This window comes from Sphingobacterium sp. B29 (genome assembly GCF_001952815.1).
In the GTDB taxonomy this organism is placed as follows: Bacteria; Bacteroidota; Bacteroidia; order Sphingobacteriales; family Sphingobacteriaceae; genus Sphingobacterium; species Sphingobacterium siyangense.
Genome location: NZ_CP019158.1, coordinates 2,681,985 through 2,697,768 on the forward strand (window position 1 = coordinate 2,681,985; position 15,784 = coordinate 2,697,768).

Genomic DNA, 15,784 nt, shown 5'->3' on the forward strand with positions numbered 1-15,784 from the left:
ACGTTCCCTAATGGAGGGACCCGATTCCTCCTTGGATAATGAAAAAAGTATTGATCTGTATTTTACTATTTATCGGGACAATTGATCTCCAGTTCCGTTTACCCTAATATAAAACAATTAGCAAAAATAACTGACTAAAAAAAGACATTTTTTTGTATGAAATTCATTAAACCACTTGCATTAGCTTTTCTGTTACCGGCTACATTCTATATAGCAGAAGCAAAAAAGCCAACTACGTTAACCGCGGAAGCACGGGCGATTCTATCCCAAGATAGTTTGGCCCTGAATCAAAAATTACCCTTCGACAACGAAGTCATCACGGGGAAGCTGAAAAATGGATTTACATACTTCATTCGTAAAAATAGCGAGCCTAAGGGGCGTGTCACCATGTATTTGGGCATGAAGGCCGGCTCTATTCTGGAAAATGAAAAACAGCTTGGTTTAGCACATTTTTTAGAGCATATGAACTTCAATGGCCTGAAGCATTTTCCAAAGAATGAATTGGTTAACTACTTGCAAAAGGCAGGAGTTCGATTTGGCTCGGATCTGAATGCCTATACGAGCTTTGATCAGACAGTTTATCAGCTACCAATTCCTTCTGACGATCCTGAACTTTCAAAAAATGGTTTGCAGGTGATGCGCGACTGGGCTCAGGATGCTTTGTTGGATGGCGAAGAAATTGATAAAGAGCGGGGCGTTATCCTCGAAGAAAAACGTGGTGGAAGAGGAGTGCAGCAGCGTTTACAGGATCAATACTTTCCGATGTTGCTCAATGGATCCCTTTACTCCAAACGTTTGCCTATCGGAACTGAACAGATCCTGAAAACATTTCCTTATACAGAAATACGCAAATTCCACCAGGACTGGTATCGCCCAGATTTACAGGCTCTAATCATTGTTGGGGATATTGATCCTAAGGAAATGGAAGAAAGGGTGAAAGTTTTGTTTTCCGATATGAAAATGCCCAAAAAAGCATTGGAGCGTAAAAAATATCGTGTTGATTTGTTAAACAAGAACCAGTTCTTGGCAATTTCAGATCCGGAACTGCCTTATACCGTCGCGCAGATTTTGATTAAAAGTGAAAAAGAAAAAGTTTCCACTGTAGGAGATTATAGAAACGAGCTGTTGAAGAGTGTTTTCAATCAGATGATCGCAGGTCGTTTTTCTGAATTGATGCAGCAACCGAATCCTCCTTTTATGCAGGCAGGTGGAAGTATCAGCGATTTTGTTGCTAACCTCAATACTTTTTCATTGCTGGTGGTCCCAAAACCGGGCGAGTTGGAATCCGGATTTAAGGCGATGCTAACAGAATTTGAGCGTATTCAAAAATACGGTTTTACACAGACGGAGTTGGATCGTGCCATCGCAGATATGAAAAAAGGTAACGAGATGTCTTTTATCGAGCGTGATAAAAAGAAATCGGATAGTTACGTCAATCGTTATCTAAATTATTTTATTGATGATGAACCCGCTTTAAGTAATGAAAACGCTTATCGTTTGACTAAACAGCTGTTACCAACGTTGAAGCTGTCAGAAGTAAATGGCTTGGTGAAAAAATATTATACCGATCTGAACCGCGATGTTTTGGTTATGGGGCCAGAGAAGGATAAGGCCAACTTACCGGCTGAGTCTACCGTAATGAGCTGGGTAAAAGCAGTTGAAGAGACTCCTGTGACAGCTTATGAAGATAAAGTTTCCAATCTTCCCTTGCTTTCAAAAGAACCGGTGAAAGGCGCTGTTGTATCGTCAAGAAATATTGACGCTGTTCAAGCGAAGGAATTGACCTTAAGCAATGGTGTTAAAGTGATCTTAAAGCCTACGGACTTTAAAAATGATGAGATACAGATTATGGCATATAGTCCAGGTGGAACATCTGGCTATAACGATGCAGATTACTTTTCGGCCTCTAATGCATCCTCTTTAATTGATGCAAGCGGCGTTGGACAAATGAACAACGTTGAGCTTACGAAGTATCTTTCGGGAAAAGATGTTTCCATCTCTCCGTACATTTCTGAACGCTACGAAGGTATCTCAGGTAGCACAGATAAAGAAGGATTGAAGAATGCTTTTGAATTGATTTATGGTTATTTTACCGAACCTCGCTTGGACGAGGATATTTTCCAGAGTACTATGACCCGGGCAAAAGGATCTTTGGAAAATAGATTGAGCAATCCAAATAATGTATTCTCGGATAAAGTGAAAGAAGTGCTTTATGGCAACAATGTCCGTCGGCAAAACCCAACGGTAGAAACGATCAATAAAATTGATCGGGAGCGTGCTTTGGTAATCTACAAAGAACGATTTGCGGATGCTTCGGATTTTGTGTTTACAATTGTGGGGTCATTTGACGAAAATCAGATCAAGCCTTATTTAGAAACCTATCTTGCCTCATTGCCGGCCCTTAAAAGAGGGGAGAGCTATAAGGATTTAAATATTCTGGAGCCGAGCAAGGGAGAGCGCGTGGTTGTTCATAAGGGAAAAGAAGAAAAGGCAAGTACGCAATTGGCCTACTATGGGGACTATACCTATAATGAAACTGAAAATGTTAATATGGAAGCCTTGGAGAGTGTTTTGACGATCAAATTGCTTGAAAGACTCCGTGAAAAAGAAGGTGGTGTTTATGGAGTGGGCGCTCGGGCAAGTTTTAGTAAGCTTCCAAAAGCGCGTTATGCTTTCTCCATTGGTTTCGGTTCCGCAGTAGATAAGGCTGATGCTTTAATCGCTTCGGCATTGGACGAGGTAAAAAAGATTCAGGAACAGGGCCCCGAAAATGGAGATATTGAGAAGTTCCTAGCAGAACAACAGCGACAAAATGAGTTAAATCTTCGTGAAAATGGCTATTGGCTGAATTACATATCAAGTTCATATCAGAATGATCTTGATCTTACGCGATATACACGAAGAATAGACAATTTGAAGAAGGTAACTTCAAAGTCAGTGCAGGACGTTGCCGGGAAATATTTGAAAAGAGATCGACTTTTTGAATTTATCTTGATGCCGGATTCTAAATAACAGGAGTCTTGGAAAATAGAAAAAGGGTTGCCTGCTCAGTAGGCAACCCTTTTTTTATTGGACAAGAAATTATGGACAAAAAAAATCCCAACCATTTCTGATTGGGATTGCCAAAATGTCTAATAAGTATCTCTTGTTAACCCAAATAGGATTTTAAGATTTTGCTTCTTGAAGTGTGTCTCAAACGCTGAAGAGCTTTATCTTTGATCTGACGAACACGTTCACGTGTCAAATTGAATTTCTCTCCGATTTCCTCTAACGACAATTGGTGATTGGAACCTAAGCCAAAGAAAAGTACGATAATTTCACGTTCTCTTTCTGTCAATGTTGCCAATGATCGTTTGATTTCTTCTGATAGAGATTCATCAATCAAAGAACTGTCTGTGTCTGGATCATGGTTCTCCAAAACGTCCAAAAGTGTGTTTTCTTCACCTTGAACAAAGGGAGCGTCCATAGATACGTGACGGCCAGAGTTGCTTAGGGTATCCGAAACCTTGTCTACTGTGGTTTCAAGGATATCCGCCAATTCTTCTGGAGATGGTTCCCGTTCGTATTCTTGTTCTAGTTTTGAGAAAGCCTTACTGATTTTGCTCAATGAACCGACTTGGTTCAATGGCAGACGTACGATACGCGATTGTTCAGCAATTGCTTGAAGAATAGATTGGCGAATCCACCAAACGGCATAAGAAATGAATTTAAACCCCTTTGTCTCGTCAAAACGTTTAGCTGCTTTAATTAAGCCCAGGTTACCTTCATTGATTAAATCACCTAAGGTTAAACCTTGATTTTGATATTGTTTTGCTACTGATACTACGAAACGAAGGTTGGTTTTAGTCAATTTTTCCAAGGCAACTTGATCGCCCTCGCGGATACGCTGTGCTAATTCTACTTCTTCTTCTGCTGTAATTAAGTCTACTTTACCAATTTCGTGTAAGTATTTGTCCAAAGACTGTGACTCACGATTGGTGATAGATTGTGTAATTTTGAGCTGTCTCATTAATTTTTATTAATTCTCCTCTCTAAGAAATGTTTGCGAAAATACGAAAAATTTTTGAATTATTAATGGAAAATTGATTATCTAGCCACTCATATTTAATGAGTTAGGTTTTTTTGAGTTTCAATTTTTAATCATCAAAAACTATTCCATTTTAATATTTTTTTTCTTCTTATCTGTTGCTGTAATATTCAACTGTTTGATATTTAAAGTGCTAAAGGGTTTAATTTTTTTTTTCTTATTCTAGACAATTTAACTCGACGGTAGCTGATTTATTATGCAATATGCATTCCTCAAATTTATTTTAAAATGATAATTTTATGATAAAACAAAAAGATGGATCTTTTGTTTTATTAGTGACATTAAATAAATTTAAAAGAATAAAAATTATATTATGCCAATCTTAATTCACTTGGATAAAATAATGAAAGAGAAAAAAATGTCGCTTAACCAATTGAGTGACAATGTCGGAATTACCCTTTCCAATCTTTCAATCATCAAGAATCAAAAGGCGAAGGCATTGCGATTAGATACCCTTGAAGCGATATGCAAAGCGCTAGACTGTCAGCCTGGTGATCTGCTGCAATATTACGATGGTAGTGATGAAAAAGGCTAAAATCGATAACCTTTTAAAAAATCGACCACATTCATTCTTTTCTTCCCTTCGAGTTGAAGGTCAGAAATGACAATATAGCCGTCTTGCGCCGCAATTTTTAAGAAACTTTTCTTGTCAGTTTCTATGGTTCCCGGTATTGTAGCTGTATTGACAAGTTCTTTTTCTGTGCTATAGATTTTTAGGACCTTATCATTTAAGAGGGTAAATGCCGCTGGATATGGGCTTAAACCACGAATGAAGTTATACACTTGCGCCGTGGGCTGATCCCAGTTTATTTTACAGTCTTCTTTGAAAATTTTTGGAGCATGTTTGAGCGGCTCCGTTGTGAGAAGGACGTCTTGAGGTTTGGGCTGCAAGGCTCCAGCCTTTAATTGCTGAATGGTTTGCAGGAGAGTTTCTGCTCCGGCAACCATGAGGTTATCGTGAAGATCGCCCGCATTGTCTGTTTCTTTGATGGCAACTTTTTTCGACAATAAGATGTTTCCCGTGTCGATTTCGTGCTGCAGTAAAAATGTCGTTACGCCCGATTCTTTCTCTCCATTGATGATTGCATGATTTATCGGTGCTGCCCCCCGGTATTGTGGAAGGAGTGAGGCGTGGACATTGATTGTTCCAAATTTAGGCATATTCCAGACGATCTCAGGAAGCATGCGGAATGCTACCACAACCTGTAGGTCCGCCTGAAAACTTTTCAGTTCATCTAAAAATGCCTCATCACGGAGTTTCACTGGTTGAAGAACTGGGATATTATGTTGCGTAGCAAATATTTTCACAGCAGATTCATGTATTTTTTGTCCACGTCCTGCAGGTTTGTCCGGTACCGTAACCACAGCGACAACTTGTTCGCCAGACTGAATCAGTGCTTCAAGTGAAGCTACAGCAAAATCGGGAGTACCCATGAAAATAATACGCATAATACTTGTAATTTTTATAAAACTCTTTAAACCAGTACAGGGGCCTCCTTGTTGAATAGCCTACTGAAAAACGCCTAATTATTTGTCATTTCAGTTTTGTAAATAACAAATTTTTATAACTTTGCGAAGTTACATAAATATATTGAAAGCTTGAATTTTCCTTATTTTTTAGCAAATCGGATCGCATTTTCTGGAAAAAGAACGTTCTCAAAATTGATCGTTCGGGTGACTATTGGTGCAATTGCTCTTGCTATTGCAGCGATTATCATATCTATTGCGGTATTGCGCGGATTTAAGGGAGAGATTATCAGTAAGCAACGGAGTTTTTTTGCCGATGTATTGGTTTTACGTTACGACCTGAATAAGTCTTACGAGAATTCACCCATAACACTTACACCGGAGGTCCGTAAGTCCATATTAGCGATTCCCCAAGTCAGCTCAATCAGTTCCTTTGCGACTAAAGCCGGGATCATTAATGTCAACGATGAAGTTGAAGGAGTGGTTCTCAAAGGTATCGATTCCTTGTATAATCAGCAGCCCTTTCAGCGTATGCTGGTGGAAGGGAGCATGATAGACTTTAAATCGGATAATGCGGATAATCAGATTTTGGTGTCCAAGTATCTGGCAGATCGACTGCTCCTAAAAGTCGGTGACGATTTTATTATGTATTTCGTGCAGGATCCTATACGTAAACGTAAATTTGTCATTAAGGGCATTTTTAATACAGGCTCCGAAGAATTAGATAAGGTCTATGTGATCGGGTCTCTCAATGTCATTCGTAAACTGAGCAACCTCGATGATTATGAAGTAGGGGGCTATGAGATTCGGATTAAAGATTTTAGTCAGCTCGAACAGACAACGAACAAGGTTGAAGATCTGTTGCCTATCGATATGCAGGCAATCAATATCAAGGATCAGGTCCCTGATATTTTTCAGTGGCTGGAATTGCTTGACATGAACACCAAAATCATTTTCATACTGATGACGGTCGTTGCTATTATCAATATGATTTCCGCCTTGCTGATCACCATTCTTGAGCGGACTTCAATGATCGGTATCTTAAAGGCATTGGGGTACCACAATGCCGGAATTCGCCGCGTCTTCATGTACAGTGCCTTGTACCTCATCGGTCTGGGATTATTAATCGGTAATCTTATTGGCTTAGGTTTTTACTTTTTTCAGGATTTTACCCATTTCTTTAAATTGGATGAGAAGACCTACTATATCTCCTATGTGGCCGTTCAACTTCAATGGTCTGATGTGATTTTGGTCAATTTGGCTGTCGTGTTTATCGGAATGATCTCATTATTTATTCCGTCAATGCTAATTACCAAGATTAGTCCGATCAAAGCCATTTCTTTTAAGTAACACTACTTTTAGGCTTCGCTTTCTTGAAAAAATCGTATTTTTAGTGCTGTTAACTATTTTTCGAGCTGTATAGAAAAATAAGTATATACATATTACGGCTAGTATACAAGCACTTATGAATAAAACTTTTGAGCATATTTCCCACGCTTTCGAAGCGCCTTTACAAAATCCTGTACTTATATTTTCGCTGGTACTTTTTATTATCCTGTTATCACCGATCGTACTGCGACCGATTAAGGTTCCGGGTATTATTGGATTGATTATATCTGGTGTTATTATTGGACCACATGGACTCAACTGGTTGGAAAAAAACTCGGCTATCACACTGTTTTCAACAATAGGCCTGCTCTATATCATGTTTATTGCCGGTTTGGAGTTGGATATGAATGAGTTTAAAAAGACCAAGAATAAGAGTTTACTTTTTGGCTTTTTAACATTTATTGTTCCGATCAGTATTGGCTATCCTGTTTGTCATTTTTTACTGGGCTACGGTGTTTTACCGAGTTTGTTGATATCAAGCATGTTTGCTACCCATACGCTGGTTTCTTATCCCATCGTAAATAGCTATGGTATTTCTAAAATGGAGGCTGTTGCGATCACGATAGGTGGAACAATCCTGACGGATACGGCCGTGCTGATTATTCTTGCGGTGATTACCGGCGTTTCTCAGGGAAATATTGGCAATGAATTTTGGATTACCCTGACGATTTCCTTTGCTATTTTCCTGTTTATCATGTTTGGTGTTATTCCAAGGATTGCAAAATGGTTTTTTGAACGCTTGGGGAGTGAGAAGACATCCAATTATATCTTCGTGCTCTCTGTCGTGTTTTTTGCTGCATTTTTAGCGGAAATTGCCGGCCTTGAGCCTATTATTGGGGCTTTCGTTGCCGGTCTGGCTCTCAATAAACTGATACCACACTCTTCCGCTTTGATGAACCGAATTGAGTTTATCGGCAATGCGATTTTTATTCCTTTCTTCTTGATATCTGTGGGGATGATTGTCGATGTCAGCGTGATTTTGAAGGGGCCGCAGGCACTTATTATTGCTGGAACACTGACCGTTGTGGCTATCGTCGGTAAATATGTGGCGGCGTGGTTGACGCAGCTCGTTTTTAAATATAGCCGTGGTCAGCGCAATCTGATATTTGGTTTAAGTAGTGCTCATGCTGCTGCAACATTAGCTGTAATCATGGTTGGACATAAGAACGGTATTATCGATGAGAATGTGCTTAATGGTACGATTCTGTTGATTTTGGTTACCTGTATCGTCGCTACAGTGGTTACCGGAAATGCCTCGCGTAAAGTGGTTATGGATGGTGAACAGGACGAAGAACATACAGATGTGGTGAAGGAAAAAGATGAAAACATCTTGATATCTATCGCTAACATGGATAATATGGAGCCTATTTTGGATTTTTCAACCTATATTAAAAGTAAGAAATGTTCCTATCCAGTCAATATCGTGTCCGTTGTGAAGGATAATGAGCAGGCTCAATTAAACATGTCCAAAGCACGGAAGAACCTGGATAACATGGTCAGGTATGCTTCGGGTAGTGAAACAAACGTTAATATCAGTGCTACAATAGATTTAAACATTGCTAGCGGGGTTGCACGGTCGGCAAAAGAAGTTTCTGCCAATTGTATTGTTTTGGGCTGGCCGAGTGCGGCCAATTTTATGGATAAGTTTGTTGGAGAAAAAACGGAAAGTATCTTAAACAGAACCTCGGCTAATGTGATGTTATGTCATTTTAAAAAACCTTTTATTTCAAATAAATCCATTGTCGTTTTTGCACCACCCATGTGCGAGGCAGAATTTGGGTTCGAGTATTGGCTGGAGAAGGTTGTTAAACTGGCGCAGGAGCTATCCGTTCCGGTAACATTTGTTGTTGATGAACGCTCTGCTGCCGCCATTAAAGAACATCTTGTTGAGCTGAAAAATTCTGTTCCTGTCACCTTTGAGTATTACGATGCCTGGGACAATTTGCAGGGCCTTAAAGCGTTTAAGGAAGAAGATGCGATGTTTATTTTTGTTTCGGCCAGAAATGGAGAAGTTTCCTATCGTGATTCTCTAGATGGGGTAGCAAAGAAATTAGATCGTATTTATGCAAACGAAAATCTTGTTTTAGTGTTTCCTAGTAGAGTGGAAAATGCACACATCGACGAGTATGAAGATGTCGAAGCAGCTCCAATCTTTAGAAAAATTAGCAAAGAGATCGGAAATATGTTTAATAAGGGATAGTAATTGTCCGTTAAAATTGAAGGTTATGTCAAATAAGATTACAATGTCAAGTGAAGGAACTTTACAGGTTCCAGATTTTCCAACAATTCCTTTTATTATCGGCGACGGTATTGGTCCTGATCTTTGGCATGCGGCAGTGCGTGTTTTTGACCAAGCGGTGGAGAAAGCGTATGATGGAAAACGGAAAATAACATGGAAGGAGGTGCTGGCAGGTGAAAAAGCCTTTAACGAAACTGGCGAATGGCTACCAAAAGATACCCTAAATGTACTAAAAGAATACCTTGTTGGAATTAAAGGGCCACTAACCACGCCAGTAGGCGGCGGAATCCGTTCTTTGAATGTTGCTTTGCGCAAGGATTTGGATCTCTATGTATGTCAACGGCCGACAAAATGGTTTGTGGGCGTACCTTCGCCAGTCAAACATCCGGAATATGTGGATATGGTGATTTTTCGTGAAAATACGGAGGATATTTATGCTGGAATAGAGTTTCAGGCGGGAACAGCTGAAGCCAACAGGTTCCAGGATTTCTTGCATGACGAGCTTAATATTGATTATAATTTCTCGGCCACGACAGGAGTCGGTGTCAAGCTGGTTTCTGAGGAAGGGTCGAAAAGACTGGTCCGTGCGGCAATAGAACATGCTATTCATCACAGTTTACCTTCAGTGACGATTGTTCACAAAGGAAATATCATGAAATTTACGGAGGGTGCTTTTAAGATTTGGGGGTATGAGGTTGCTGAAACGGAATTTGCCGACAAAACGTATACCTGGGGACAATGGGAGCGAACGAAAGCAGAAAAAGGTGCGGAGGTTGCTAATCAGGAACAAAAGACGGCCTTGGATTCAGGTAAAATTTTGATTAAAGATATTATTGCCGACAATTTTTTACAGCAGATCTTACTTAATCCACGGGATTTTTCTGTTGTGGCAACTTTAAATCTGAACGGTGATTATATTTCTGATGCGCTGGCCGCAATGGTTGGCGGTATAGGGATCGCACCGGGAGCTAATATCAATTTTAAAACAGGGCATGCTGTTTTTGAAGCTACTCACGGTACAGCACCTCGTTTTGCAAATACCAATACCATGAATCCTTCGTCGGTTATTTTAAGCGGTGTTATGCTACTCGAATACCTTGGATGGACTGAAGCAGCGGCGGCAATTGTTAAGGCCTTGGGCGAAACCATAATTGCCAAGACCGTGACCGTAGATTTTTACAATTTAATGGATGATGCTACATTAGTCAAAACAAGTGAATTTGCCGATCGAATTATCGAAAAAATATAAGAATTTTATTTTCTGAGATATTAAGCAGAAATTTGAATAAAATTTCTGCTTTTTTATGGATTACAATCAGCTTCCTCCTTTTATAAGGGAATCGAATATTTTTACGGAAAACGAGAAAATTAGGTTGGCTCAGATCGAACGTTTACCCACTCCACATGAGGTAGATGATATAACTAGTCTCCCTGAAATTTACGAATTGCTAAATGCCTTTATTGGCGATCAATCCGCCCGTAATACCCATCTTCAACTTAAAGCTAAGGAGTATTTGCAAGATAATCAGATAGATATGGCGTGGAAAGTACTGCTTATTTGATGTTTTTTGCATTGAATTAGGTGTTTGTTGTGCGATCTTTTTATTGAAATCATTTAGAATTTTATAAATTTTCAATAAAAAAACAGATTAGTTGAAAAATATATAATTTTATTTTACCTTTGGTTTTTAAACAACGGATTGCTTAGCTAGGGTTAAAGAATAGCAATCAAACAAACTATAACATCAATGAAACATAATTTTGGAGCAGGTCCATGTATTCTGCCAAAGGAAGTATTTCAACAAGCCTCAGAAGCTGTAATTGATTTTAACAACACCGGTTTATCAATTTTAGAGATCTCTCACCGTTCCAAAGAGTTTGAAGCAGTGATAGATGAGGCCACACAATTAGTACGCGAGTTATTGTCAGTACCTCAGGGATATTCGATTCTTTTCCTTCAAGGAGGGGCTAGTTTGCAATTTGCAATGGCGCCGTTGAATCTTTTACCTGAAGGAGGTAAGGCTGCTTATTTGGATACTGGTGTCTGGGCTACAAAAGCATTAAAAGAAGCTAAAAAATTCGGTACAGTAGATGTTGTAGCTTCGTCGATTGATAAAAATTATTCCTACATCCCTAAGGGATATGCCATCCCAACAGATGCTGCATATTTTCATTATACAGCTAACAATACCATTTACGGTACTGAGGTTTTTGATAAGCCTGAAACAGCATTGCCAGTGGTTGTTGATATGTCTTCTGATATTTTCTCACGTGAGATCAATGTTGCTGACTATGATTTGATCTATGCTGGTGCTCAAAAAAATATGGGCCCTGCAGGTGTTACACTCGTGATTGTTAAAGATGACATCTTAGGTAAATCAGGACGTATTCTTCCGTCGATGTTGGATTATCAATTGCATATCAATGGTGGTTCAATGTACAATACTCCTCCGGTATATTCGATCTTTGTTTCGATGTTAAACCTTCGTTGGTTAAAAGCAAAGGGCGGTGTTTCTGTATTAGAGCAAGAGAATATCATCAAAGCACGTGCTTTATACGATGAAATCGACCGTAACCCATTGTTCAAAGGTACTGCAGCTGTTGAAGATCGTTCACGCATGAATGTTACTTTTGTAATGGATACACCAGAGTTGGAGGCTGAATTTTTGGCTTTGGCAAAAGAGCGTAATTTGATCGGAATCAAAGGTCACCGTTCTGTAGGTGGATTTAGAGCTTCGATTTACAATGCTTTACCATTAAGCAGCGTAAATGCGTTGATTGATGCAATGAAAGAATTTGAGGACACGCATACGGCATAAGGCAGTGTGCATGTTGCTGAAATTTAGCAGTTGACAAACAGATAATTAGTTAGATTAAGAATTATAGAGGTCGTATCGTATTCACCTGGTTGGATCTTCTGATGAGTTGAACGGCACTGATACCTTTAAAAACGAATTATAAAGATGAAAATATTAGCGAATGACGGTATCGATCCACTAGGAAAGAAAATGTTGGAAGATGCAGGTCATAGTGTAGATACAACTCATATTCCGCAAGAAGAGCTTCCAGAAAAGCTCCTTGCTTATGACGCAATCACGGTACGTAGTGCAACTAAAGTACGTCAGGCCCTGATTGATGGCTGCCCTAACTTGAAAGTTATCGGCCGTGGTGGAGTAGGCATGGATAATATTGACGTAGACTACGCCCGTTCAAAAGGGATTGCTGTTGTCAATACCCCTGCAGCATCTTCTTTATCAGTTGCTGAGCTGGTTTTTGCCCACCTATTGAATGGTGTACGTTTCTTATACGATTCTAATAGAAAAATGCCTGTTGAGGGTAATACAAAATTTGGCGCCCTTAAAAAAGCTTATGGAGCTGGTACTGAGCTTCGTGGTAAGACGATCGGTATCGTTGGATTTGGTCGTATCGGTCGCGAAGTTGCCAAAATCGCCATTGGTCTGGGGATGGATGTTGTTTACACGGATTTGTTCGAAGGACCAAAAACATTGACCATAACACTTTCAGGTGGTATCCAAGTTGAGGTACCTATTCAACAAGTGGAGATGGACAACTTATTTAAAGTTTCAGATTTTATTTCTTTACACGTTCCATTTTTGGATAAACCAGCTATCGGAGCTGCAGAGTTCCCATTATTGAAAGATGGTGTTGGCTTAGTTAATGCCTCGAGAGGTGGCGTTATTGATGAATTGGAATTAGTGAAAGCATTGGATTCGGGTAAAGTTGCATTCGCCGGGTTAGATGTATTCGATAATGAACCTACTCCACGCGAAGAGATCTTAAAACATCCAAAAATTTCGTTGACGCCACATATTGGGGCGGCGACCAATGAAGCTCAAGAAAGAATCGGCGAAGAATTGGCCGGTCTACTGATCGAAAACTTGAAGAAGTAATTCTTCCGCATAACATATAAGATATGCGCACAAAACTTTCATGATTTTGTGCCGCATTTTTTTTAATATAAATTCATGAATTGCCTATATTGGCACACAGAAATTTAATAATTGTAACTTCAGTATGAAAGTTTTAAAATTTGGTGGTACTTCCGTGGGAAGTGCAGCACGTATCAAAGGGTTGTTGGATATTGTAAACCCTGCTGAACGTCAGATCGTCGTATTGTCCGCAGTTGCTGGAACGACAAATGCTTTGGTTGAAATAGGTCAAGCTTACACAGCAGGTAAGAAGGACGAAGCTAAAGATTTGGTCAAGAAGCATAAGGATAAGTACGAAGACCTTATTAAAGAACTTTTCAGTACTGAACAAGGTTATAAAAATGGTAAAGAATTGATCGATTACCATTTTAATCTGATTTCTACCTTAGCCAATGAATTATTTACACCTATTGAAGAAAAAGTTATTCTGGCGCAGGGTGAATTGATGTCTACTGCTTTATGGCATTTCTATTTGAACGAAATCGGTATAAAATCCGTGTTGTTGCCAGCCCTGGATTTTATGAAAATTGATGAGGATAATGAGCCTATGGTGGAATACATTGGCGAAAAACTAAGTCATATTCTGGCACAGAGCCCAGAAAATACCTTATTTATCACACAAGGTTTTATTTGCCGAAATTCATTTGGTGAAATCGATAATTTGCGCCGTGGTGGTTCAGATTATACGGCTTCATTGATCGGTGCAGCAATCCGTGCGGAGGAAGTTCAGATCTGGACGGACATCGATGGGATGCACAACAATGATCCTCGTGTTGTCAAAGGAACAACACCGATTGCACATCTAAGCTTTGATGAAGCTGCGGAGCTGGCTTATTTTGGTGCTAAAATTTTACATCCACAATCGGTATTCCCGGCGCAAAAATATAATGTTCCAGTTCGTTTGTTGAACACGATGGAACCCAATGCAAAAGGGACTTTGATCAGTAAGGACGGTGCTCGGAAAGGTTGTATTCGCGCCATTGCCGCGAAAGACGGTATCACGGCAATTCACATCCATTCATCGCGTATGCTACTTGCCTATGGTTTCCTACGTCGTGTTTTTGAAATATTCGAACGTTATAAAACACCAATCGATATGATCACAACTTCGGAAGTGGCGGTATCGTTGACCATCGATGATACAACCAATTTGGCTGATATTATCAAAGAAGTGGAGGATTTTGGTTCTGTAACAGTAGATGGTGATCAGACCATTGTATGCGTTGTAGGCGATTTCGGTTTGAATAGCCACGGTTATGCTGCTCGCGTACTTGACGCCGTAAAACACCTTCCAGTTCGTATGATTTCTTACGGTGGTTCAGACTTTAACGTGTCGATTCTATTGAATTCAGATCATAAAACAGAAGCATTACGTTCATTGCACAATCGTTTATTTTAAGAAGTAGGTTTTTATATGATAAATACAGGTATCGCGGCGAAGTTTGCAGAGAAAGAAACGCCGTTTTATTATTATGATCTGAATGTGTTAAACAAGACCCTGGAGGCTGCGCATGCTGCGTCCCACAAACGGGGATTTCATGTTCACTATGCATTAAAGGCCAATTTTAATGACGAGTTATTGAAGGCGATTCAAGAGATCGGCTTTGGTGCGGATTGTGTGAGTGGCAATGAGGTAAAGAAAGCCATTGAATGTGGCTTTGATTCCAAGAAAGTCACTTTTGCGGGAGTTGGTAAATCCGATAAGGAAATCAATTATGCGCTCGATCAAAATATTTTTGCTTTTAATGTGGAATCCATTCAGGAGCTTGAAGTCATCAATGAGCTTGCCTCAAAGAAAGGTGTAAAAGCAAATGTGGCTTTACGGATCAACCCAAATGTGGATGCACACACCCATCATTATATTACAACAGGGCTTGATGAAAACAAATTTGGTGTGCCCAATGCCGATTTGGAAAAATGTGCAGCCGTGCTTAAAAAATGTGAATCTATTGAATTGGTTGGTCTTCATTTTCACGTAGGTTCACAGATTACGGATATGACCGTATTCAAAAGCCTGTGCGTGAAGGTCAATGAATGGAAAAACTGGTTTGAAGAACGCGGTACACAAATCCGTGTATTGAATGTCGGTGGCGGATTGGGGATTGATTATAAAAATCCTGATGGAAATACAATTCCTGATTTTGAAGCCTATTTTGATATTTTCGACCGCTTTCTGGAGCGTACAGCACAGCAGGAAGTGCACTTTGAATTGGGGCGGGCTTTGGTCGCACAATGCGGAAGCCTTGTTAGCCGCGTGTTGTATGTCAAAAATGGTGTCAAGAAAAATTTCTTGGTATTGGATGCTGGAATGACTGAATTAATGCGCCCGGCCTTGTATCAGGCCTATCATAAAATTGAAAATATCAGCGCGACAGACAGCGCCGAATCCATTAACTACGATGTGGTTGGGCCAATCTGTGAATCGTCCGACTGCTTTGGTAAGGAAGTACCACTTCCCGTTTCAAAACGTGGCGACTTAATTGCCATTCGTTCCGCAGGAGCTTATGGCGAAGTGATGGCCTCGCGTTATAACCTACGTGAGGAAATCCGATTTGTGTATAGCAATCAGCTATAAGCTCCCGTTTTTAAAATATTTATTTAAAAGCCAGTCTGTTCTTCAGACTGGCTTTTTGGTTTTAATAATTTTGTCCT

General features: G+C 39.8%; 12 protein-coding genes. 10 read left to right on the top strand and 2 right to left on the bottom strand.

Going from position 1 to position 15,784, the window contains the following annotated elements; all coding sequences use genetic code 11:
• Positions 1 to 156 precede the first annotated feature (156 nt).
• Entirely contained in the window at positions 157 to 3,012 is a 2,856-nt protein-coding gene (locus BV902_RS11065) for a M16 family metallopeptidase (protein ID WP_075991977.1), read from the top strand.
• A gap of 136 nt (positions 3,013 to 3,148) precedes the next feature.
• Here the strand turns inward: BV902_RS11065 and BV902_RS11070 are convergent, their stop codons facing one another.
• Positions 3,149 to 4,009, bottom strand: a complete 861-nt coding sequence (locus tag BV902_RS11070) for a sigma-70 family RNA polymerase sigma factor (protein ID WP_028068906.1) — start codon at positions 4,007 to 4,009, stop codon at positions 3,149 to 3,151.
• Positions 4,010 to 4,400: 391 nt separating this feature from the next.
• On the opposite strand from BV902_RS11070, the gene BV902_RS11075 reads away from it, so the two are divergent.
• Positions 4,401 to 4,622 carry a helix-turn-helix domain-containing protein gene (locus BV902_RS11075; protein WP_075991978.1) on the top strand — a complete coding sequence of 74 codons (222 nt, stop codon included), beginning with the start codon at positions 4,401 to 4,403 and terminating at the stop codon, positions 4,620 to 4,622.
• Here BV902_RS11075 and fmt read toward each other — a convergent pair.
• The gene (fmt, locus tag BV902_RS11080) at positions 4,619 to 5,536 is read right to left on the bottom strand and encodes a methionyl-tRNA formyltransferase (RefSeq protein ID WP_075991979.1); all 918 of its coding nucleotides are present in this window, start codon (positions 5,534 to 5,536) and stop codon (positions 4,619 to 4,621) included. The two genes, BV902_RS11075 and fmt, sit on opposite strands and share 4 nt — an antisense overlap.
• A gap of 150 nt (positions 5,537 to 5,686) precedes the next feature.
• On the opposite strand from fmt, the gene BV902_RS11085 reads away from it, so the two are divergent.
• From BV902_RS11085 to lysA, 8 genes are all read left to right on the top strand, one after another.
• Positions 5,687 to 6,904, top strand: coding sequence for an ABC transporter permease (locus BV902_RS11085; protein ID WP_075991980.1), 1,218 nt, complete (start codon positions 5,687 to 5,689; stop codon positions 6,902 to 6,904).
• A 115-nt stretch (positions 6,905 to 7,019) separates the two neighbouring features.
• Positions 7,020 to 9,143, top strand: coding sequence for a cation:proton antiporter (locus BV902_RS11090; RefSeq protein ID WP_075991981.1), 2,124 nt, complete (start codon positions 7,020 to 7,022; stop codon positions 9,141 to 9,143).
• Positions 9,144 to 9,168: 25 nt separating this feature from the next.
• A complete protein-coding gene (icd, locus tag BV902_RS11095; protein WP_075991982.1) occupies positions 9,169 to 10,431 on the top strand; it encodes an NADP-dependent isocitrate dehydrogenase in 1,263 nt (420 codons plus the stop codon).
• Between the two features lie 55 nt (positions 10,432 to 10,486).
• A complete protein-coding gene (locus tag BV902_RS11100; RefSeq protein ID WP_075991983.1) occupies positions 10,487 to 10,744 on the top strand; it encodes a hypothetical protein in 258 nt (85 codons plus the stop codon).
• 186 nt (positions 10,745 to 10,930) lie between these two features.
• Positions 10,931 to 12,001: a 3-phosphoserine/phosphohydroxythreonine transaminase gene (gene serC, locus BV902_RS11105; RefSeq protein ID WP_075991984.1), complete on the top strand. Its 1,071-nt coding sequence runs from the start codon at positions 10,931 to 10,933 to the stop codon at positions 11,999 to 12,001.
• Positions 12,002 to 12,145: 144 nt separating this feature from the next.
• A complete protein-coding gene (locus BV902_RS11110) occupies positions 12,146 to 13,093 on the top strand; it encodes a D-2-hydroxyacid dehydrogenase (protein WP_075991985.1) in 948 nt (315 codons plus the stop codon).
• Between the two features lie 124 nt (positions 13,094 to 13,217).
• Positions 13,218 to 14,531, top strand: coding sequence for an aspartate kinase (locus BV902_RS11115; protein ID WP_075991986.1), 1,314 nt, complete (start codon positions 13,218 to 13,220; stop codon positions 14,529 to 14,531).
• A gap of 15 nt (positions 14,532 to 14,546) precedes the next feature.
• Complete coding sequence (lysA, locus tag BV902_RS11120; RefSeq protein ID WP_075991987.1) at positions 14,547 to 15,707, top strand: diaminopimelate decarboxylase; 1,161 nt, start codon at positions 14,547 to 14,549, stop codon at positions 15,705 to 15,707.
• Positions 15,708 to 15,784: the final 77 nt, after the last annotated feature.